The organism is Microseira wollei NIES-4236 (assembly GCF_020521235.1).
Taxonomy (GTDB): domain Bacteria; phylum Cyanobacteriota; class Cyanobacteriia; order Cyanobacteriales; family Aerosakkonemataceae; genus Microseira; species Microseira wollei.
Genome location: NZ_BLAY01000193.1, coordinates 1 through 18268, shown reverse-complemented (window position 1 = coordinate 18268; position 18268 = coordinate 1). Strand labels below are relative to the sequence as shown.

Sequence of the window (18268 nt, the reverse complement as noted above, 5' to 3'; positions counted from 1 at the left end):
GGTCAACGCGGTCCTAGTGGAGATATCTGCATATTCCAGTCTGCCATCAATCGATGGTTCCGCAGCACCCGCTGTTGTATTTCTGCTTTCACTGCATCGGTATAAACGATGTCATAAAAAGGAAATAAATCTTGATTTTTGGGGTTTTTCCTGTTGCGATTAGTCATAGTATTTTGTTGGCTCACATCTTGCACCTGTCAGGATAAACCCTGAATAACCAAAAAAAAGTGTAAGAAGGTGACAGCAGCTAAAAGAGCAGTATCCTGGCGAAGTGATTAATTAAACAATTCTGCGTATTATTACATAAGCGACCAAGGACAAGCTGCTCTGGGATAGAATTAATTTGCTTTCTTTTGAGAAATATGAGAGAAAAGGGCGTGAAAAGCTTTCTAGAAAAGCAAGAACAATGGAAACAATTCTTGCCCAGGCGCAAGGGTTAGTGTACACCGCAGATGTTGCTGATGCCGTCCCGCTATCAACAAGAAAACCTTGAAACCATGCTGGGATTATTCTTGGAAGCTCAAGGACATCCTTTACCACAACACAGTCAAACCAAGTCGAAGATCGCCAGTCGATTTCTCAACCTTAACTGTTGGCCAACCCGAAAACTAATCCCCACGATTCGCCCACATATACTCAAACAAATCTTGGCTTCTTCTCCCAGAGGCCCCTGGCCGTTTATACAGGTAATTATTGAAATGAAAACATTATAAAAGCGGGGAAAATTTCAGCCATTTGAACATTTAATTAACGTCTATAACGGCGGAGGATTACATTTAGTAGTTCTCTATTTAGTTGTAGGACCATTGCGCCCCTGGAGTTTTCTTAGTTAGGGGTAAAAATCATCCATCTCCCGCCCAGTTGGGTTTGAAGTTAGTCAAACGGTTGCCCGCACTAACTCAAGGAAATCGGGTAATGATTCTCGTTGATACTGCCGGCAGCGTGGAATTTCTTCACGGGGTACGTCGGCTCAAATTTCATGTGATTGCCCGAGTGAGTTGTGACCGACAATTAGTTGATGCGCGACGTTTAAGACAATTATGTAAACGGGGTCAGCCAGTTCGTTTAATTGGTTTGAAGTTTCCAGTTTCGGTATCCTGGTATTATCTCAAGCGTGATAATGGTCAACTAGAAAAGCGGTTTATTCTCTCCACCAAACAACTTAAAGCTAGCAGGATTACTTGGTGGGGTAGACGCAGATGGCTTAAAACTGCCAAACATCGTTTTGGCCTACATCGTTTTGGTCAGGGAACGCTATTAGGTGTCTATCGCTGGTTGGTACTTTCGTTGCTCGCTTATCTTTTGGCGCATTGGGCTTATTTATCGACCAATTCTACTGATTTACCTGATGGGGGACAAGCTGCTCTTACGGCACTTGAATTTGTTTGGCCACAAATTGTTGTGTGTCTTTTTCTACTTAACTTAGAACGGATGATTGCTCTGGCACGGAGTTATGGTTTTGACATCCACTTTTCCTGGTGCAAGATGTGAGCATGACCAAAAATCCGCCACGAATGATCAACGCGACCTTAAAAATGAGTCCAGAAGACTGGGAAGCGCTGAGGCAGCAGAACAGATGGGATTAACCCGGACACAGCTGCTAATTCAAGTTGCCAACCGGAAGATAACTATCAACTCTCAGGAGAAGATGATTTTGGGGGAGTAATTGAAGAGCTAGAAGAAATACGGCGAGCTGATCATAGCTATGTTAAGGCTCATGAAGAAAGGCTAGAGCAGAGACTAAAGGAAAACAGAGAGCATCAATCTATTTTCTTTGAGAAAGTAGAAAATTTAGAAAAGCGAATTCTAGCTCTGATGAAATCAAAAACGATATAAACCAGCGTACGCATCTGGTCGCTGGTTTTGTTTTCTCCAGCGACTGGTGGTACGCTTCGCTGCTCACATTACGTGTTTAACTGCTCACATTACGTGTTTAACTGCTCACATTACGTGTTTAACTCGGATCATCCGGACTGCTGGAATACCGAAACCAAACCTTGCTGGTTTCCCGACACCGACCCTGACTCGCCACCAGATTGCCACTATTGCTTTCCACATCTATCTGAGAATGGTTTTTGTCCTGACTGCCTGCAATAGACATCTCCAAAAACTGTCAAAGCCTCTCTAATATTGGTTTTTGACTGCCTGCCCCCCGGGGGGGCAGTCAAAAACCAACGGTTACATCAGGCTTTGGCAGTGTTGCAGTCACACTGGAGCGGATTTCTCAGGTAATCTGATATCATATTTACTCAGAATTTTTCGAGTTTTTAGCTATTTAAAACTATCGCGCCTATTCGCCATCTAATTAATCCACATACTGTCAAAATTACTCGTTCAGATCTTGAAGATTTTAATCTAAATCTTTCAGCGGCTATCCTGTAGGTTTTCACCTACCTAATCAGATGCTCTACCATCTTTTTTTGGCTGGTTTTTGATTTTCCTGTTTTTGTTCAATTGTAATTCCTTGACTTCTACTTTTTTTATTCTATCCCTGGTTCTCCCACATAAGCTTTATCTCCTTGAAACTTCTGGTTATCACTATACTCTGTCCTTCTTGAACGCCATATTTTTATGTCGCTGGTTGCTCGCGGTTTCCCTACTACTACATCGACTATTTCTTTACCTGTAGGCATCACTATTAATTGGTTTTTAAATGTATGCCTTTTCTTCAGGCATGAGTAATACTTTTTTGGATCTTGATACTCTGTTGGTCTTTCACGGGATTGCTCGCCAAATCCACTATTAACTCAAATTGGCTTAATATTTCTTCAATCCATTCCCATTGACTTGCGTTTTTTTTTACTTGTTCTACCAGGGACGCTGGTAGCAGCTCCCTTAGTATTCCTAGCCAGTAGTGAAATATATAATTGACTGCTGATTCACTTAGTCCAAACTGGATTGAACTCCTAGCATCTGGAATGTCGGTAAGTGATGTAGATATACTAATGTCAGGAGAACCTGGTCGGTCAAGCTTAACTTTGGTTGCCTACCACCTCGAGCTTTGATTATTCTCGTTTTTTTCTGTGCTACTGCCAGTTGTTTTTCTTTGTGTAATCTTTCGGCTTGACCTATTAACTCGATCCGGCTCGTAATTTAGTCCCACTAACCGTTGGGTTTCTGATGGTTGCTTTTCTATGTATTCTCTCAGTTGACTCATTTTTGGCAAGGTAAAACTCTATTTTACCCCACGCGATCCCTGGATAGTTTGTTTGTTGGAGAAGTCTAATATGGGGGCGGCATTGAGAGTTTCGCGGCCAAGCGCGACGACGAGGATTTTTAGATTGAGGAACTGATTCAAAAGCGGCGAACCTAGCTCTGAGTTGTTCGAGCAGTTCCAGACTCTCCTGAATATCCGATCGAGTTTCTTGTGCCGAGTTGGTACCCATCGCTCTGAGGATGTATTGCATGTTGATAACCACATGATCGCCATGTGGATTTCCTCTCTAGAAGCCCTAGGATTTTGTCAAACTCTTCTAGCATTATTTCTGGGCATAGTTTACCCACCTGTTGTTAGGGATTCCCCAGTGCTGTCATCGAGAAATGCTGGTTTTAAGCAAAACGCCAACCGTTAAGGTTGAAAACGCTTTCAACCTTACCAGTCTTGGGACATATTCGCTGATTCCTTTCGGTTACGCTGGTGGCGATGCAGTGGTGTAACTTGAACTTAGAGGTAAATCCTCAATCAACTTGACGCGGAAAAAGAATACTCAGTAGCGGGTTGCGACGATGACGAGGAAGAGGATTAAAAACTCAAAACGGCTGTTGTTCAACCCTAGTCAATCCGAATAGAATGTTCGACTGCGGTGTGACCTGGCGAAGACATTCAAGACGCATTACTGATTACCAATTACCTATTACCCATTAGCCATCACCGATGTACAACATTTCCTCAGAAGACCGCATTTTGATAAAACAGATGGTCTGGGAGATGAAACAAATGGAAAGAGGCAGCCGCGATAATTCACATTCACCGCTTGGCTGCGGTAAGCTGCGTAGCAGCTAGATTGTATAATATTTTGAGGAACCCTCGGAGCGCGAGCGCAGTACATATGCCAGCCAAAAACCATCTTTCTCAAGAGCAGAAAGAAAGACTAATAAAACTACTAAAAGAGTCTGATGATAATTAGAGCAGAGAGAAAGTTTTAATTCTTTGGCTGATAAATGACGGGAAGACTTATCAAGAAATTAGTGATTTTCTTGAAATAGCTTACACAACAGTGGCTTACTGGTCAGTTCATGGCGTTCCAGATAATCTGGATACTTTTTTAGATAAAAGAAGCTCAGGTAATTTTCGTAAAGTCACTCCGTCTGAAAAAATCTTGCTAGAGACAACCCTTGAAAGACCCAGAAGAATATGGATATGAATTTGGGCGGCAGCCAGATTAGCAACAGATCTGGAAAAAGTTACAGGAATAAAACTCAGCGGCTCCCGCAGGATACTGCCTAAAAAAAAATCCGTTTACCTTTGGGCAAAATACAGCCTAGAAGACAAACAAAACCCGATTCACTCTCCAAACATTTAAACAGAAGTTATCAGAATATTTAAGAATAACTCTCATAACACCAGAGCGTTTACAGGTATGGTTTTGGGATGAGAGCGGATTCAGCTTACGAGTGATAAGAAGAAAAAATTGGGGCAGAAAAGGGCGAAGAAAAAAAATTACAGGTACTAGGAGAAGAGGTAGAGTAAATCTGATGGTTGGGTTAAGATATCCCGAGAAAAACAGATTAACTTTCGTCATATAAAAAGGAGATGCAGATAGGTTTTACCAGCAGCGGGAAATGATTCGAGAATTCAAGAATAACAGGTAACCAAGCTGAGAAATTTGCCGGTTCAGGAATTAAGATTGTGATGATTCTTGACAAGGATAGCTATCACAAGAACAAAGATATTTTGAGAAAAATTGAAGCTGAAATGCCTCACATTATTTTAGAGTTTTTGCCACCCAGATTAGAATTTAATTGAATTAGTTTGGCATTCAGCCAAAGAATATATAGCCCATCGGTTATTTGAATCAGTAGAAGAATTGGAAAAATTGCTGCAGAAATTATTAAACGAAGGAGAAATGGTTATTAAATGGGACAGAAAAATCAAAAAGAATGTCCGGTTTAGCTGCGTAGCAGCTTAGCCGTCATCACCCTGCAACTAGCCTTACAACACCCAAAAAACAAAGAGAGGGGTGTAGCTCAGGGAGAAGCGGTAGCAAGAGAACTTCAAACTCTATTCGCTAAAAATTCGGCGACCTATCAAATTTTGGCAAAAGGATGGGATAAAGAACTTGATTTTTCCCATGCCTCAATCACCCCAGAAAAAACAGAAGTTCACAACCCGTACACGCTCGCTGGAAATCGACGAACTCGGTAACGAGATTGAGCAAAAAGTGCTGACTTTTTATCGCGAGCAGGATGGGGGCAATCCCCATCGCTGGTATGAGCGCTATTGCCGGATTGAAATCGTACGGTACGTGAACCACTGCCACGGGCAGCAGGTTAAGCGTAACCCAATTGAAGCCATGCAAGAGATTGCTTCAAGTTTGTTCATGATTATGATTGCTGGAATACCCAAAGAGTTATGCCCACGCTCACACCTAGCTGACTATGATGATGATTTTTGAGATGAAGATTGGGGAAAACAACCACTTTATTACCATGAGCAAGAAGAAGATTAAAAACTCAGAGCAGCTACCGCTATTCAACACTCATCAATAGGATAGTACTATTACAGAATGGTCGATCGACTGCGATGGATGGTCGCCAAAAAGTTCTCCCGTTAAACGAGAATTCGTGGAATGGGAGAACTTTTTGGATTCAGGATTGCAGGCAGGCGATACCCCTACCGTTACACCTGAAAAAAGTTCTCCCGTTAAACGAGAATTCGTGGAATGGGAGAACTTTTTGGATTCAGGATTGCCAGCGGGTGATATCCCTACCGTTACAGCTGAAAAAAGTTCTACGGTTGAACGAGATTGCGTGGAATGGGAGAACTTTTTGGATTTAGGATTGCCAGCGGGTGATATCCCTACCGTTACAGCTGAAAAAAGTTCTCCGGTTGAACGAGATTGCGTGGAATGGGAGAACTTTCAATGGGTGGAACAGTACTTTGTGAAGCAATACCTCTATGGGCGCTACTGCTACATCCACCGCGTACGCAGCATCGGTGCAGGTGGTAAAGTTGCATATTCCGGGTGCTTGCACCCTCGGTGAGGGCATTCCGCGCGCAGCTGGTAAAGAAAGCGTACGCTGCTGGAAGTACTCGCCACTGGATAGAAGAACTAATCAAAAGTTGGTCAAGATGAATGGGAAAGAAAGGACGGCAATCGCGGCGCGGCGTTGGTGAATTCGACCCAGAACCACGCAACGCATCTCTATGGTTCAAAGTTACTCAGCAAGACTACTTGCTTCTATGTGCTGCTGCCAAAAAACAAAACCGCACCAAAGTCGATATTTTAATCGAGCTGAGCCGAAAAAATCTCAGTAAATCCGCGAAATATATAGCCTCACTTGAAGATGAAACGCTGTTTTAGAAAGCTATCCTACCTTTATTAAAGATTGAGTAAAACATTACACTTTACCCCCGAGAATCACAATTTATTGGGGAAAAGTGTAATTAGAGAGATGCAGCCAAAAAATGCAATCAACAACCCAACCATCGGATGCAAATCTTGACATCAAAATGACCTCAACAATTCCGGCACCAGGTGAAGCACTGGTATTGCTAGTTCCTGACGCAGGACCAGGGAGCGCTTACGCTCGCGGCGCAGTAAAACTGATTGCCGCTAACCGGAAAGCCGAAATTGAAGAGTATGCCGACATGGGGGAATATTTGTAGCAGCAGAACGCGCTGCTGCTGAAGGAACTTTTGTCCGACAAAACCGACGAAAATCAAAAGCCCGGTGCTTAACCACACAAACTATACCATCAAAGCAATGCTGGCTTTTTTCATGGATCTACGCTCCTCTAACAGTTTGTTGGAAGGCAGAATGATTTTGACTAAGCGAGGCGAGCTAGTTGATGTTTATATCGCGACTAGCGGTAGCGTCGGGAATCAAGACAGAGATGATACGGACTTAAGAGGCAGGGGTGCCATACCTGCTGTGTGAGAAACGGGTGGGAAAAATTACTGGGTAGAAACCAAAAGCATCAACATGCCAGGGGTAAAAGGCATTGAGGGTATGTTCTATCCCATCAAACCTTTTGTCCAAGTCAATGGCATACAGCGTGGCGATTTCGGCATCCATGCTGACGCTAACGTTCCTGGTAGCGCTGGGTGTATCGTGTTACCACCTAAAGGTAATGGGTGGAAAGTGTTTCCAGAACGGATGACTGAAATTGCCGCAGCGGGCCTGTTTAGGATACCATTGCCAGTTGTTTATTGTTAGTCAAGCTTATCCCGCAGCTGGCAGAGCAAATGCGGGATTTGTTTGTAGGTATTTGCAGATACTACAACAATTGTTAATTTTTATGATTTGCATTCTTTGCGTATCAAGCACTCATTACGGAGAAGTTATAGCAACCGCCAAGGCGGTTCGCTGTGGGAAGCACAGCTTCCATTGCATCTCTCAGACAGCCGAATCTAATTATTTTGCCAATTCCGGATTAGCTTGACAGTACTTGTGTAGTGCAGCAATCAACGCTTTTTCTACGAATTGAGTTTTAGATACCGCCAATCGTTCGCAGACCAAAGAGAGCGAAAGATAAAGTGGTTCGGAAATATCCGCGTTTAAGCGGCGACGTTTAGGCAATGAGTATCACTGTTGACGAGGAGAAATGTCTTTAATGTCTGGTGGGTGCATTCTCTCAGGCGGTTGATCGCCTAGCGCAATGTTTTGCCGCTGTTGGCGCTTGCGCCGCCACTCATCCCAGCGCTTGTTCGCCACCCTAGAACGTCTCCTCAATTCCCGAATGCCATCCCCCGGCATATTTGGCTGACGAGTGACCGGGTTATTACTTAAATCGCCATATACGGATCTCCCAGAGATCTGAGTCCAGTAAGAGATGTTCAGTAACAATCCCAGCAAAGAGCGCCTATCAATAATATTGGTAACAGTTAAATCTTGGGTGTTGGGTTTTAACATGTCCTCTGCACTTTGAGCTTGAAGCGGAGCGGGGGTAAATGTGGACTGAACTTTGAGGATGTCATCCTGGGTCAAAGCTCTCGAAAACCTAACAAGCTCTTTCAATAGATGCAACGTTTTTAATGCAGCATTGCCAGCCTTTGAAGCTTCTACACTGCTTCGGATGCCCCATTGAACCCCAATATCGGAATCTTCTACTACCTTAATTAAAGCGCCAAAGATGTCGCCCAAAGCCTCGGCAATATTCCACAGATAAACTTTTTTCTTTTTACCGTCTTCTGTGACCTCAAATTCAATAGGCCATTGCCCAAGGCGCTCATCATCTATTTTTGTCTGCCATTTTAGGAAATATGCTAAGTTTTGAAGGCTAATAAAATCTCGGTCAATAGCTTCCAAAGCTTGATTGGGATTGGGAATTAATTCTTTAGGAACGGATGCGGGAAACTTGTGTAACCCGAGGCGATGGTATTCTGCTGAAATTAACGCAGCTGTCGAATCTAGCAAGTTTTGAACTGCAATTTTTCCCCCTCGACCGGGAGACTGGCTGTAGAGGGTTTTACCGACATTTTCAATCCTTTGTTCAAAAGTAACAAATTGTGCCGCAGGGGAACTGAAAAATCCCGCAGCTGTAGCCTTGTGTATTTCCTGAATCAAGCGTTCTAGGTTGGCGTTGGTTTGACGGTTTTGTTGAATTAACTTAGCGATTTGATTACACGAACAGCCCAGAGCGCAGCGAACCTCTTTATCTTGTTTTTCGATATCTTTGTATTTCCACTCCCTACCGATTTTCGGTTCTGGTTTAGGTTCTTTAGGGGTAAACTTATAATTTGTCTCAGTATAATCTAAAAATACATCAGCGACTACTCTAAAATTGCCGAAGTACCAAGGTCGATCTAATTGTTCGCTATATCTAAAAAACTGAGTGTAGCTTCGATCTCTTTCCTGATTGCGTCGCCGAGTCATAATCCCTGTAAAAACAAAAAACGTTAAAGGGGGAACGGTTATACCATCGTTGGTATGCCCATCGCGTTCATTTCTCTGTCTGATATTTGTTTTTTTTAGCAATCTATCTCCCGGTTTAATTTCAAATACTTCGCGCTTATATTCACGAACAAAATGGTCAATTCCGGGTACTGATGGAGTTACCCAACTATACCACTGTAAAAAAGAAGTACTTCTTTCAGATTCAATTTCTAACTTTCCTTCTTTCTGGAATATTACAATTTCGCTGCCATCCCTAAATCCGTCGCGAAATAGCGGTATTTGACCTGGAAATTCTTCTGGAATGTTCAATGGGACTCTATAGGGAATCCGCTGAACGATATTTTTTTCCTCCTTCTTTCTATTCTAATTCTTCTCAGGGTTTCTGTAGCGCCTCTCTATCCGGATCTCTCAAGCCACTGCAACTCATTCCGTTTGCGTACCATTGCAGCGGCGTCACATAAATTGAATCTCCTAATTCTGGGGAATAACATTCAATTCCCTTTTCGTTTAAGAGGAATGGCAGGTCAAATAAACCCGCTTTCCCTCTACTACCAAGGCGAATGGAAATGTCAGGGATGGATAGGGCATTTAAAGCGTTGACTAAATTACCTAAAGTCCCCGCTCCCTGCAAACCTTGACTAGCTTGTCTAACCAAATCGCAAACTATAGTCATCGTCTAACACACGCTCGCTGCAACTCGATTAAGTTGTTGGGTAACTTGCTTGTTAAGTTCAGCGATTTTGGCAAAGCCTAAACTTCTTAATGCATTTGCTGCCTCATCTGCATTAGTAACAGCTTGTTGGGCTATTACTTTAGCTTGAGAAAAAGGAATATTCGCCTTCTGCAAAATTTGTTGAATCTGCGCCGCGCTAAGCCCTTTTAGTTTTGCGGTTAACCTGGCAGCATCGTCTATTGAAGATGAAGTTGCCGCAACAGCTTCATCTGCCAATTGGCCTGCCGATGCTGCTTGTGCCGCTATTTCTTTAGATAAAGTTTGCGTTGCTTGCCGAACCAATTGATTCGTTTTTGCTGCTGGAGGTAATAAAAAAGTCGTTCCTGCCGCTTCTTCTGCTTGCCGGTTAAAAGTTTCTAAGGCTTGATTTCCTCTGGTTGGAATTGACTGTACCGGGATTTCTTGTCCAGCTTGAACGCTTTGGCGATCGCGCACTGGATTGTTAACGGTAGCGCCTTGAAACGGAATCACAACAGTTTCCTGCTGAACGGTCACGGTGACAGATTCTTCGGTGCTTTGAGCAGTTGTTTGTTGCTCCGTTACTATTACAGATTGCCCTAGTCTAATCTTTACGGGAACCCTATTTCCCAAACCCACAGTTTCTGGGACGCAAGCGTTGTAGTACGCATCACTCGGTAAGTTCCCCCCTGCTTTAAAAACAAAACCATTGTGAGATAAATACATAAGTTACTCGTAAACAAAACCCCAAGGATCATCCTCTTCCAAACTTACTTTTTCGCCTTTAGAAGTCAAACGCGGATTAGCGCTAAAAAATAGCGGTTGAAAAGGTAGCAGCGCTCCTATCCAAAAGAATTTTTCTATTTGTAAATTACCCAACTGACTAACTCTATACCACATTTCCTCATTGTATTCTGGCTGGCGTCGGATTGACCTACATGGTAAATCGTAAGTTGCCGTCCCATATTCATAAAACCTAGTCCGAAAATAGCAATACGGAAGTTTCCCGTAGCGCTCTTTTGGGTGATTGGGTAACCAGCGATCGCTTACCGGCACTGCTAAGCGATCGCGGTTAATTGATCAGCTTTGTTCTGTATTTAACCTCAAACTTCTTTCCCCTCCTCTACTGCTAATTGAGTCGGTACACTAGAACGTGCCCAAACTGGCCCCGACCAATAATTGTCGCGCGTAATTTGATAATAACTTACCCTTGGAAATAAAGGTTTACCTTGTCCGTTACCTTGCTTAATCCAGATTACATAATCTTGCCAATTAGCGGTGGCGGGGGGGTCATAATAATTAATGAATGTAGCATTATTGCGTTTTGGATTTGCCGCCAGGACGATTAATTCATCTGCCGTTACCGTTCGCTGATAACTCTGGTATGTTACCTCTTTCGCTCTAGCTTTAGGTAATTTCCAACTAGCGCGTTCAATAACCGACCCTCGAATAAAAATTCTATCGTTTCGCTGCAATCGATCTACCATCTGCAAAGATAGCACTTCGCCCGCACGGGCTTGATTGCATCCTACATCAATTGTATTGTTAGTACCTGAAAAAAACGGCATTAAGGAAATTCTGTATAAAAAACTCTGATTAAATACTGGCAGGGTACAAACTTCTTGAGGTGTTTGGCCTTCAAATCTAGTTAAAATCCCCATTGATTTGTCAGCTGTCAAGCGGGAGACTTCATCTAGTATTTGTTGCACTTCTTCCGGCAATGCTGATTCTGGAATTGGTGGGAACTCAACTTCTCCCAAAGATTTGATGTTAATTGTAGCCGTCAGAAAGGTAATAAATCCTGCGTAGCGCGTTCCTTCTACGTCATCAAAAGGAGTTATTAAGGTCGGGCAATATAAATCGACAACACTTGTGCCTGTGGCAGCAGAAATCGTTTTTAATATTGTTCTAACCGGAAAATTAAACCTATCTTGCTCGCCGTACATTTTGTGTAATAATACTATCATTGTCTAATCTTACACTATACTGACGTTTCAAAATGTCCAAAGCAACAAACAAATTCCCGCTAACTCTTTTGTAATTATAGATGGGAAAGCATACGTAGATATTGGGGCCTTGATAGGTGAGCCAGTGGCAGCGCTCAACGCTCCCAAGGTTGTTGAACTTTGTGTTAAGCTGTTAATATCTTGTGACAATGCTCAAACAATTTATAACAACACGGCATTGGTAGGCCAAAGATTAGGTTCTTTTTCTGAACGCGTTTCTGGAACTAATCAACCTTATCCAGCGATGAACCCTCCAGGCTATTACAGCACAATGCAATGCACTGTGGTGGGGCGCATTTCCTGCCGAGCTCAATAATCTTGTAGCAGTGCTTCAGTAGCTAATGATTAACAATTTCTTCTCGCCCATCAGAATTACAAACCGAGAACTTAGAAGCGGAGAATTAAGGCGGTATGCCACTGGTGGGGTTGTTGGATTTATTCGCAATCCCGTTAGCACTGGAGTGCGACGCATTGATGTAGATCAATCCGAGACGGAAAACACCAACATTACACCTAATCAAGTCCAAAACGTTCTTAATCGGTTTATAGATCCGATTAAAAAGTTTTTCGGTTTCCCTAAGAGTGCAATTGTTAGGTTGGTGAGGCGAAGTTTTACTCAAATATGGGGAACGATCGTTCAACTTGGAGTGCAATTGTGGACTTTCGATTGGCATCAAACTGACCAACAATTGCGCGATCGAATCAAGGCTAATAACCAGCTAATTTTGAATGCTGCTGCTGGTGCGCTGGGAACAACTTTAGGATGGGGAGCGGTGCGCCTGGTGCAGATGGGCGTTTCCAAGATAGCCGGTAATGTTGGAAGTCAGGGGCGCGATCGCTCGATCGATATCCGCGTTCCAATTATTTCCGGTCGAGTTGCAGCCGCACTGGCTGAAGAAGGTAACGAAGAAGTAAGGGGACAATTGCAAGCACTACTTCTCCAAATTAGGCAAGCCCAAACTGCCAATATGTTTTATGGGTTTATGCTTCATTCCCGAACTATGGAGTGGTTTGGAATGCGGAGCATTACCCAACAATCGGGTACAAACGATTCCTTCGCCCAGCGATGGGAAAGGAAGGTTGAATCTTTACCTCAATGGTTACAACAACCAGTAGAGAATTTTACCGAAAATTTTGTAGAAGCAATTATTGAGGCTGGCTTCGTTTGGGCAAGTGCAGCTGACGACCAATATGCGCTAGCTCGTGGGGCAGTGCAAGATGCGAAATGCCCGGAGCGCACGATAGTGCTGCAACCGGATAATAGATTAGATCGAGATAAGTATATAGTTTCTGGTTCTCCAGAATTTGTCATTGAAGAAACCCAAGGAATTATCAATACTCAGCAATTAATTGGCAAGCGCGATCTAGGCTACTGGGTTGGTGAAAAGCTAGAAGATTCTTTGAAAAAATCTTATCTATTCAGGCAGTTAAAAATTCGCTGGAATACAGTAAAGAAGCCTCCTTTAGTAGAGCAAAATGGCAGCGCTGGGCGATGGAGCGAATGCAATATCCCCCTGGTCGAACTAAACTTATCTTGCGAGCAAATTAAAGCCGCCGCCGACGAATTTATGCACGGCGCACCCGATGGGAATTGGATTATGCAGTATAAGTGCTACGAACGAGAGCAATTTTTAGGCAACTTGGTTGTCAAAGGAATTAACGAGTCCGAGTGCGAACGCCGGGTTAGAAAGTTGAAAACTTTCATGCCGGTATCAATTGAATTAAGAAAGCCCAGCCTTACTAAGGTAGCCGCAACATCCCCAACGTTTCGCTCCGAACTAGCTCGTTTTTATCCAATTGAATGTTCGATGACGGTTCGCAGAAATTCAATAGACGATGCAGAAAGAATGCAAAGGCGCGCAAGAGTTAACCTCGCCAATCCCGAAGATAGATATTTTGAGAAGACAATTAAAGTTGAATTATGGCCCGACCAAACACCTAATAATTTTACGACTTTTAGGTAATTATACGGTAATATTATATCGGCTTGTGTTGATTTTGTATCGGCAAATTATTCTCGTTTTATTTAAACGATCCTGCCGAGCTTGAGAAGGCTTGCCGTGCCGTTTTTAATACTTCTCAAGCTTTACATAAATGGTTGAGCGGGGAAATCAGTGAGGAAGAATTTTTAGACATTATGGAAGCCAAGGAACAAAATATGGATGACTACGTTCGCCTTGTCAATCAAAATTTAGATTTGTTGGGAATCTAGATGTCTTGGGAATCCTTAGGTACTTTCGCTATCACCGATTAAAGTTGGCAATTTACCAATACTGGGGGGTTGCCTTTCGATGAATCTGGAGATTTGGCAGTTAGGGTAAATTGGGGGCCTATAAACTTAAGTCAACCTGTAGGGGCGAACCTACTGCTTGCTGACGTTTACTACTGCGGACCCGTTCCTTATTTGGCAACGGTGCGAAAGTTGTTTTTTCAAAGAAACGTTGGTGAGGTCGTGGTATTTTCCGTTCCTGGCACTTACCAAGACTCTGGAGATAACTTTACAGCACCTGGTGTGTTCATTTGGCAGCAAGTTGACGGAACTCCTCAGCTAAATACAAGCATTAGGAGCGAGTTAGGATTTAAGAGATCTATTAGAAAAAAAGGTGTTAAGAGGGGTAGGTATCCCAGGTATCCTTGGGATTACGCTACGGAAAACATCAATATTAGCGTTCAAATCGAAGTTTATGCCGGTTGATTTAACATGCTTTACAACGTTCCGCCCGCTAATGAAATTCAAGATTTACCAGAACCGGAAATACAATTTAACCTTCGCAATTTAATTTACACTTGGAATGCGGAAGCAGGATATAATTATAAGCTAGATACTATAACCTTACCAATGTTAACAATATTAACTAAGATTGCCAGCAATTTACCAGTTCGAGTACGGCTGTATCAAAGCAAGCAACAAAGGCAGCAAGATTTATACAGACCTCCTTACATCAATCCGGAATCTCTGATGCAGCGGGGGATTTTTTTAGATGCAATATTGAGCGGAAACGGTGAAGAGTTAGAATTACAATTGTCTCCAGTTCCTGTAAGAGCTGATTCACAACAATGCCCAATGGTTATAGAAAAAATGTTTCCCCATGCAGCTACAATTAACTTAAGGTTTGATTTTATAGGTTGAAGATCCCAGTACAGTTTAGTAGCGAGATTATTAACGAGATCTGGGATGCGGTTAAATATAGAGCAGTCCTCAACAGTAAACTAATATCAATAGGGTATAGGCAAGAGGCAGCTTCGGGAAATGAGGCTGTTTTTTCTTGGGATGCGCCTTTGTCTGCGTCTCCGAAAGATAGGGCTTTTCTGAAATACTTGGTGGAACAACCAAGCGCAACAAACATTAAAGTTCAACTGTGGCAGGGAGACGGAGTTAGCAGAACGACTTTGACTCCCAACACAATTGGTATCTCCAGGGATGCCAACTTCAATAATGCTGTAAACATCAACTATAGTTCAAACGAAAATTTTCCCATTAGATGGGCGACTTTTCAATCGCAAGAGATGGCGATGGTAGTCGCGGTTCGACCCGACAACAATGCTGGGTTATGTTCTGCCGGTTTTCTTTGTCCTGCGGTTAAACCAACTTGGTGGTCTAATAATTCTCTTTACGCTTTTGCGCCTAATGGAAATGATATTAGTAGATTTAGGGTGTTGCCAGGTAACCCGTTATCGCCAAACCAGCAGGATATTGTGTTTAATCCAGAATTGTTCCCTACAAATTTCAATCCAGGTGGAACTAGGGATTTGTTGAAACGGTTGGCTCTATGCTCAAGTACTCAAAGCTGGGTTGTTGGATTCACTTCTTCTGATTTTGGAATCATCGCTTCTAACGGATTAAACAGCTTGTCCCAATTGACTATTGACGGGCAGACTTGGGTAAACGTCCGCACGAATGCCTGGTCTTTCGCGGTGAGGATAGCTTGATCATACTGATGTGGGGCGACCAAGAATTTGTCAATACGAGCGCGAGTGGATCCTCGTTATCGCCACCAGATGAAACTCCGGTTAGTCCCTGGGACACTTGGGACTTTCGGGGTTTATGGAACCAGCCCGTGATGGCAACTCAAGTTTACCCACCGGGCGTTCCGCTTAGATACCCTCAGCCGTGGCAAGTCTACCCCCGATAATTAAATCACTGCGGATTCTTTGTACTGGGTCGATGTGAGATTGAGCATGTAGTTCCACCACCAACGAGCGTTACCGAAACATTGAGCAAGATCAGCTTCTTGCTCAAGTGTGGGATAGAGTCTGACTTTAACTGCTCTGTACATGGCATCGACCTTACCGTGTTTATCTATTTACGATCGCATAGGTCGCTCAAAACAGACAAGGTTCGCGGTGACAGTGACAGGACTTACGCAAGCGCCTTGCCAGAAACCCGCTTTCTTCGTTGATCTATGGTTGCCAAACCAACGATTTCTCGTAGAAACCGGGAACTTGCGCCTAAGTCCTGAGTGATATCGGGTGTATGTTCGCCGAGTCGTCGGTGTCTTCCTTGTTAACTGCGCCGATGCAGTCAGACACCACTTTTCGGCTGACGCGCATTCATCCCGACACCAAATCAAAGATGATGGTGCGGGCATTCTGCTGTTTCTAGGTAAAATTATTAGCACAAGCGGCGTTTTGGAAATTTTTATGCATCCTGCCCTGTCTCAAATTGGCACTCAGATGTCCCAACTTACCGGCGTGCGGGCGATCATGAAGGACATCATCGAAACTTTGCAAGCAGGCAAGGGGCAGGATTTTATTAACTTAAGCGCTGGAAATCCGGTCATTTTGCCCGAAGTAGAGCAGCTTTGGCGAGATTGTACCGCTCAACTCCTCGCGAGTTCGGAATACGGCGAGGTGGTTTGCCGCTATGGGTCATCTCAAGGATATCAGCCGCTGATTGATGCGATCGCTTCCGACTTCAATCGCCGCTATGGGTTAAACCTCACCCATCGCAATATCTTAATCACCCCCGGCAGTCAAAGCATTTACTTCTACGCCGCTAATGCTTTCGGCGGATATACGGCAAGTGGCGATCTCAAACAAATCGTTCTGCCGCTGAGTCCAGACTACACGGGTTATGGGGGCGTTACTTTAACCCCAGAAGCGTTAGTTGCTTATCAGCCTACTTTGGATATTAACGAAGCATCTCACAGGTTTAAATATCGACCCGATTTCAGCAAACTGGTAATAAATGAAACTACGGGTTGCGTAATTTTTTCAAGACCTTGCAACCCCACCGGCAACGTCCTAACCGACGAAGAAGTGAAAAAAATAGCCGATTTGGCAGCATCTTACGATGTGCCGGTGCTGATTGATTCGGCTTACGCTCCGCCTTTCCCTGCATTAAATTTTACCGAGATGACGCCAGTATTCGGCGAGAATATTTTGCACTGCATCAGCTTATCAAAAGCTGGACTGCCAGGGGAGCGGATTGGCGTTGCGATTGGCGATGCCAAGTTGATTGGGGTGCTAGAGTGCTTTCAGACGAATTTGTGCATACATTCGTCGCGGTATGGACAAGCGATCGCCACCCGTGGGATCAACTCCGGTGCGCTTGCCGATATCTCGGTTAACGTTATCCGACCCTACTACCAAAACAAGTTTATCGTTGTAGAATCCACCCTAGACAAAGCAATGCCCAAGGATCTGCCTTGGTTCCTCCATCGCGGCGAAGGGGCAATATTTGCCTGGTTGTGGTTGCAAGATTTACCGATTACCGATTGGGATTTATACCAGGAATTGAAGCAAGTGGGTGTGATTGTTGTTCCCGGTAGTTCGTTCTTTCCAGGCTTGCGGTCAGAGTGGGTCCATAAGCAACAATGTATCAGAATTAGCCTGACGGCTACGGATGAAGAGATTGAAATGGGGATGCAAAGACTGGCGAAAGTGGTGGAGGGGGTTTATATGCGATCGCCGATCGACTAATTTACCGAAAAATTGGGTCTAAAGCCTCCCCCTTCCAGGGGGACTTTTGATAGAATTTAAGCTGTGGCAAGGGTAGTCAACCACCTTAAAAACCCAGCTCGCCAAGAGGCAGCGCAGCTTGAAAACTGAAGTGATGGGGTTCTGTGCAGGAATGCTTGCACAGGTAAAAACTTCAAGCAACAAGTACAGAGAAACCAGGGTTTTTGGTTTTGAACTGTAGGGTAGGGCATACCCAAACAGGCTTCTGAAATGGAGCAAAACGCTTGGGGAGAGAACCATCTCTGGCATCAGTAGGGCAAAGAAGCTGGTGTTAAGTGGACTCGTGGAACCAAGAATCTCCGTGGCTTTAGCCCGGAGAGTGTCAACCAGGTTGCTATTGATAAAACCGATCCCCCCAAACCCCCCTTGCCAAGGGGGGCTTAAGAGAGCAAATACCACACTGTAGGGGCACAAATCCGCATATTTTGATGGCAGCGCAAACTTGATTATTGCCGTGCCCCGACAACCATGTTCAGCAGGAAATATCACCCTGTAGGGGCACGGCATCCGAATATTTTGATGGCAGCGCAAACTTGATTATTGCCGTGCCC

General features: G+C 43.9%; 25 protein-coding genes and 1 pseudogene. 14 read left to right on the top strand and 12 right to left on the bottom strand.

Features of this window, described 5'->3' with window-relative positions; translation table 11 throughout:
• Positions 1 to 2: 2 nt before the first annotated feature.
• Positions 3 to 167, bottom strand: coding sequence for a hypothetical protein (locus tag MiSe_RS40315; RefSeq protein WP_226580947.1), 165 nt, complete (start codon positions 165 to 167; stop codon positions 3 to 5).
• A gap of 294 nt (positions 168 to 461) precedes the next feature.
• Here MiSe_RS40315 and MiSe_RS40310 point away from each other — a divergent pair, with 294 nt between their 5' ends.
• Positions 462 to 713 carry a hypothetical protein gene (locus MiSe_RS40310; RefSeq protein ID WP_226591381.1) on the top strand — a complete coding sequence of 84 codons (252 nt, stop codon included), beginning with the start codon at positions 462 to 464 and terminating at the stop codon, positions 711 to 713.
• Positions 714 to 915: 202 nt separating this feature from the next.
• On the top strand, positions 916 to 1491 hold the full coding sequence (locus tag MiSe_RS40305) for a hypothetical protein (protein WP_226591379.1): 576 nt from the start codon (positions 916 to 918) through the stop codon (positions 1489 to 1491).
• A gap of 463 nt (positions 1492 to 1954) precedes the next feature.
• On the opposite strand, the gene MiSe_RS40300 is transcribed toward MiSe_RS40305, so the two are convergent.
• The 4 genes from MiSe_RS40300 to MiSe_RS40285 all read right to left on the bottom strand — a co-directional run bounded on the left by MiSe_RS40300 (position 1955) and on the right by MiSe_RS40285 (position 3419).
• The gene (locus MiSe_RS40300) at positions 1955 to 2101 is read right to left on the bottom strand and encodes a hypothetical protein (RefSeq protein ID WP_226591377.1); all 147 of its coding nucleotides are present in this window, start codon (positions 2099 to 2101) and stop codon (positions 1955 to 1957) included.
• Positions 2102 to 2480: 379 nt separating this feature from the next.
• On the bottom strand, positions 2481 to 2672 hold the full coding sequence (locus tag MiSe_RS40295) for a transposase family protein (protein WP_226591410.1): 192 nt from the start codon (positions 2670 to 2672) through the stop codon (positions 2481 to 2483).
• Between the two features lie 211 nt (positions 2673 to 2883).
• The gene (locus tag MiSe_RS40290) at positions 2884 to 2970 is read right to left on the bottom strand and encodes a helix-turn-helix domain-containing protein (protein ID WP_226591408.1); all 87 of its coding nucleotides are present in this window, start codon (positions 2968 to 2970) and stop codon (positions 2884 to 2886) included.
• Between the two features lie 101 nt (positions 2971 to 3071).
• The gene (locus MiSe_RS40285; RefSeq protein WP_226591375.1) at positions 3072 to 3419 is read right to left on the bottom strand and encodes a hypothetical protein; all 348 of its coding nucleotides are present in this window, start codon (positions 3417 to 3419) and stop codon (positions 3072 to 3074) included.
• A 630-nt stretch (positions 3420 to 4049) separates the two neighbouring features.
• Here MiSe_RS40285 and MiSe_RS40280 point away from each other — a divergent pair.
• The 7 genes and pseudogenes from MiSe_RS40280 to MiSe_RS40250 all read left to right on the top strand — a co-directional run bounded on the left by MiSe_RS40280 (position 4050) and on the right by MiSe_RS40250 (position 7379).
• Positions 4050 to 5129: pseudogene (locus MiSe_RS40280) on the top strand (IS630 family transposase).
• Between the two features lie 162 nt (positions 5130 to 5291).
• Positions 5292 to 5615 carry a hypothetical protein gene (locus MiSe_RS40275; RefSeq protein WP_226591373.1) on the top strand — a complete coding sequence of 108 codons (324 nt, stop codon included), beginning with the start codon at positions 5292 to 5294 and terminating at the stop codon, positions 5613 to 5615.
• A gap of 187 nt (positions 5616 to 5802) precedes the next feature.
• Complete coding sequence (locus MiSe_RS40270) at positions 5803 to 6204, top strand: hypothetical protein (RefSeq protein WP_226591371.1); 402 nt, start codon at positions 5803 to 5805, stop codon at positions 6202 to 6204.
• A gap of 92 nt (positions 6205 to 6296) precedes the next feature.
• Positions 6297 to 6524, top strand: a complete 228-nt coding sequence (locus MiSe_RS40265; protein WP_226591368.1) for a hypothetical protein — start codon at positions 6297 to 6299, stop codon at positions 6522 to 6524.
• A gap of 104 nt (positions 6525 to 6628) precedes the next feature.
• Positions 6629 to 6829, top strand: a complete 201-nt coding sequence (locus MiSe_RS40260; protein ID WP_226591365.1) for a hypothetical protein — start codon at positions 6629 to 6631, stop codon at positions 6827 to 6829.
• 64 nt (positions 6830 to 6893) lie between these two features.
• The gene (locus MiSe_RS40255) at positions 6894 to 7100 is read left to right on the top strand and encodes a hypothetical protein (protein WP_226591364.1); all 207 of its coding nucleotides are present in this window, start codon (positions 6894 to 6896) and stop codon (positions 7098 to 7100) included.
• Between the two features lie 45 nt (positions 7101 to 7145).
• Entirely contained in the window at positions 7146 to 7379 is a 234-nt protein-coding gene (locus tag MiSe_RS40250) for a hypothetical protein (protein ID WP_226591361.1), read from the top strand.
• Positions 7380 to 7577: 198 nt separating this feature from the next.
• On the opposite strand, the gene MiSe_RS40245 is transcribed toward MiSe_RS40250, so the two are convergent.
• The 6 genes from MiSe_RS40245 to MiSe_RS40220 all read right to left on the bottom strand — a co-directional run bounded on the left by MiSe_RS40245 (position 7578) and on the right by MiSe_RS40220 (position 11717).
• Complete coding sequence (locus MiSe_RS40245) at positions 7578 to 7742, bottom strand: hypothetical protein (protein WP_226591358.1); 165 nt, start codon at positions 7740 to 7742, stop codon at positions 7578 to 7580.
• Between the two features lie 6 nt (positions 7743 to 7748).
• Positions 7749 to 9368 carry a hypothetical protein gene (locus MiSe_RS40240; RefSeq protein WP_226591356.1) on the bottom strand — a complete coding sequence of 540 codons (1620 nt, stop codon included), beginning with the start codon at positions 9366 to 9368 and terminating at the stop codon, positions 7749 to 7751.
• A 64-nt stretch (positions 9369 to 9432) separates the two neighbouring features.
• On the bottom strand, positions 9433 to 9732 hold the full coding sequence (locus MiSe_RS40235) for a hypothetical protein (protein WP_226591353.1): 300 nt from the start codon (positions 9730 to 9732) through the stop codon (positions 9433 to 9435).
• 3 nt (positions 9733 to 9735) lie between these two features.
• Positions 9736 to 10476: a hypothetical protein gene (locus tag MiSe_RS40230; protein WP_226591350.1), complete on the bottom strand. Its 741-nt coding sequence runs from the start codon at positions 10474 to 10476 to the stop codon at positions 9736 to 9738.
• A 3-nt stretch (positions 10477 to 10479) separates the two neighbouring features.
• Complete coding sequence (locus MiSe_RS40225) at positions 10480 to 10806, bottom strand: hypothetical protein (RefSeq protein WP_226591348.1); 327 nt, start codon at positions 10804 to 10806, stop codon at positions 10480 to 10482.
• 47 nt (positions 10807 to 10853) lie between these two features.
• Positions 10854 to 11717: a hypothetical protein gene (locus MiSe_RS40220; RefSeq protein ID WP_226591345.1), complete on the bottom strand. Its 864-nt coding sequence runs from the start codon at positions 11715 to 11717 to the stop codon at positions 10854 to 10856.
• Positions 11718 to 12097: 380 nt separating this feature from the next.
• Here MiSe_RS40220 and MiSe_RS40215 point away from each other — a divergent pair, with 380 nt between their 5' ends.
• From MiSe_RS40215 to MiSe_RS40200, 4 genes are all read left to right on the top strand, one after another.
• A complete protein-coding gene (locus MiSe_RS40215; protein ID WP_226591342.1) occupies positions 12098 to 13720 on the top strand; it encodes a hypothetical protein in 1623 nt (540 codons plus the stop codon).
• A 317-nt stretch (positions 13721 to 14037) separates the two neighbouring features.
• Positions 14038 to 14451 carry a hypothetical protein gene (locus MiSe_RS40210; protein WP_226591340.1) on the top strand — a complete coding sequence of 138 codons (414 nt, stop codon included), beginning with the start codon at positions 14038 to 14040 and terminating at the stop codon, positions 14449 to 14451.
• Positions 14452 to 14457: 6 nt separating this feature from the next.
• Positions 14458 to 14886: a hypothetical protein gene (locus MiSe_RS40205; RefSeq protein ID WP_226591337.1), complete on the top strand. Its 429-nt coding sequence runs from the start codon at positions 14458 to 14460 to the stop codon at positions 14884 to 14886.
• Positions 14883 to 15686 (top strand): hypothetical protein, encoded by an 804-nt coding sequence (locus tag MiSe_RS40200; protein ID WP_226591335.1) that lies wholly within the window; start codon positions 14883 to 14885, stop codon positions 15684 to 15686. The genes MiSe_RS40205 and MiSe_RS40200 overlap by 4 nt, the downstream gene beginning before the upstream one ends.
• Positions 15687 to 15889: 203 nt before the next feature.
• On the opposite strand, the gene MiSe_RS40195 is transcribed toward MiSe_RS40200, so the two are convergent.
• The gene (locus tag MiSe_RS40195) at positions 15890 to 16033 is read right to left on the bottom strand and encodes a helix-turn-helix domain-containing protein (protein WP_226591333.1); all 144 of its coding nucleotides are present in this window, start codon (positions 16031 to 16033) and stop codon (positions 15890 to 15892) included.
• 364 nt (positions 16034 to 16397) lie between these two features.
• Between MiSe_RS40195 and MiSe_RS40190 the strand changes: the two genes are divergently transcribed.
• Positions 16398 to 17678 carry a valine--pyruvate transaminase gene (locus tag MiSe_RS40190; protein WP_226591406.1) on the top strand — a complete coding sequence of 427 codons (1281 nt, stop codon included), beginning with the start codon at positions 16398 to 16400 and terminating at the stop codon, positions 17676 to 17678.
• Positions 17679 to 18268 lie beyond the last annotated feature (590 nt).

Coding starts and splice junctions, on each gene's coding strand:
- MiSe_RS40190 (WP_226591406.1), top strand. CDS start 16,398: ATGCATCCTGCCCTGTCTCAAATTGGCACTCAGATGTCCCAACTTACC.
- MiSe_RS40230 (WP_226591350.1), bottom strand. CDS start 10,476: ATGTATTTATCTCACAATGGTTTTGTTTTTAAAGCAGGGGGGAACTTA.
- MiSe_RS40310 (WP_226591381.1), top strand. CDS start 462: ATGCCGTCCCGCTATCAACAAGAAAACCTTGAAACCATGCTGGGATTA.
- MiSe_RS40300 (WP_226591377.1), bottom strand. CDS start 2,101: ATGTCTATTGCAGGCAGTCAGGACAAAAACCATTCTCAGATAGATGTG.
- MiSe_RS40235 (WP_226591353.1), bottom strand. CDS start 9,732: ATGACTATAGTTTGCGATTTGGTTAGACAAGCTAGTCAAGGTTTGCAG.
- MiSe_RS40260 (WP_226591365.1), top strand. CDS start 6,629: ATGCAATCAACAACCCAACCATCGGATGCAAATCTTGACATCAAAATG.
- MiSe_RS40205 (WP_226591337.1), top strand. CDS start 14,458: ATGCTTTACAACGTTCCGCCCGCTAATGAAATTCAAGATTTACCAGAA.
- MiSe_RS40275 (WP_226591373.1), top strand. CDS start 5,292: ATGCCTCAATCACCCCAGAAAAAACAGAAGTTCACAACCCGTACACGC.
- MiSe_RS40305 (WP_226591379.1), top strand. CDS start 916: ATGATTCTCGTTGATACTGCCGGCAGCGTGGAATTTCTTCACGGGGTA.
- MiSe_RS40215 (WP_226591342.1), top strand. CDS start 12,098: ATGATTAACAATTTCTTCTCGCCCATCAGAATTACAAACCGAGAACTT.
- MiSe_RS40195 (WP_226591333.1), bottom strand. CDS start 16,033: ATGTACAGAGCAGTTAAAGTCAGACTCTATCCCACACTTGAGCAAGAA.
- MiSe_RS40250 (WP_226591361.1), top strand. CDS start 7,146: ATGCCAGGGGTAAAAGGCATTGAGGGTATGTTCTATCCCATCAAACCT.
- MiSe_RS40315 (WP_226580947.1), bottom strand. CDS start 167: ATGACTAATCGCAACAGGAAAAACCCCAAAAATCAAGATTTATTTCCT.
- MiSe_RS40265 (WP_226591368.1), top strand. CDS start 6,297: ATGGGAAAGAAAGGACGGCAATCGCGGCGCGGCGTTGGTGAATTCGAC.
- MiSe_RS40220 (WP_226591345.1), bottom strand. CDS start 11,717: ATGATAGTATTATTACACAAAATGTACGGCGAGCAAGATAGGTTTAAT.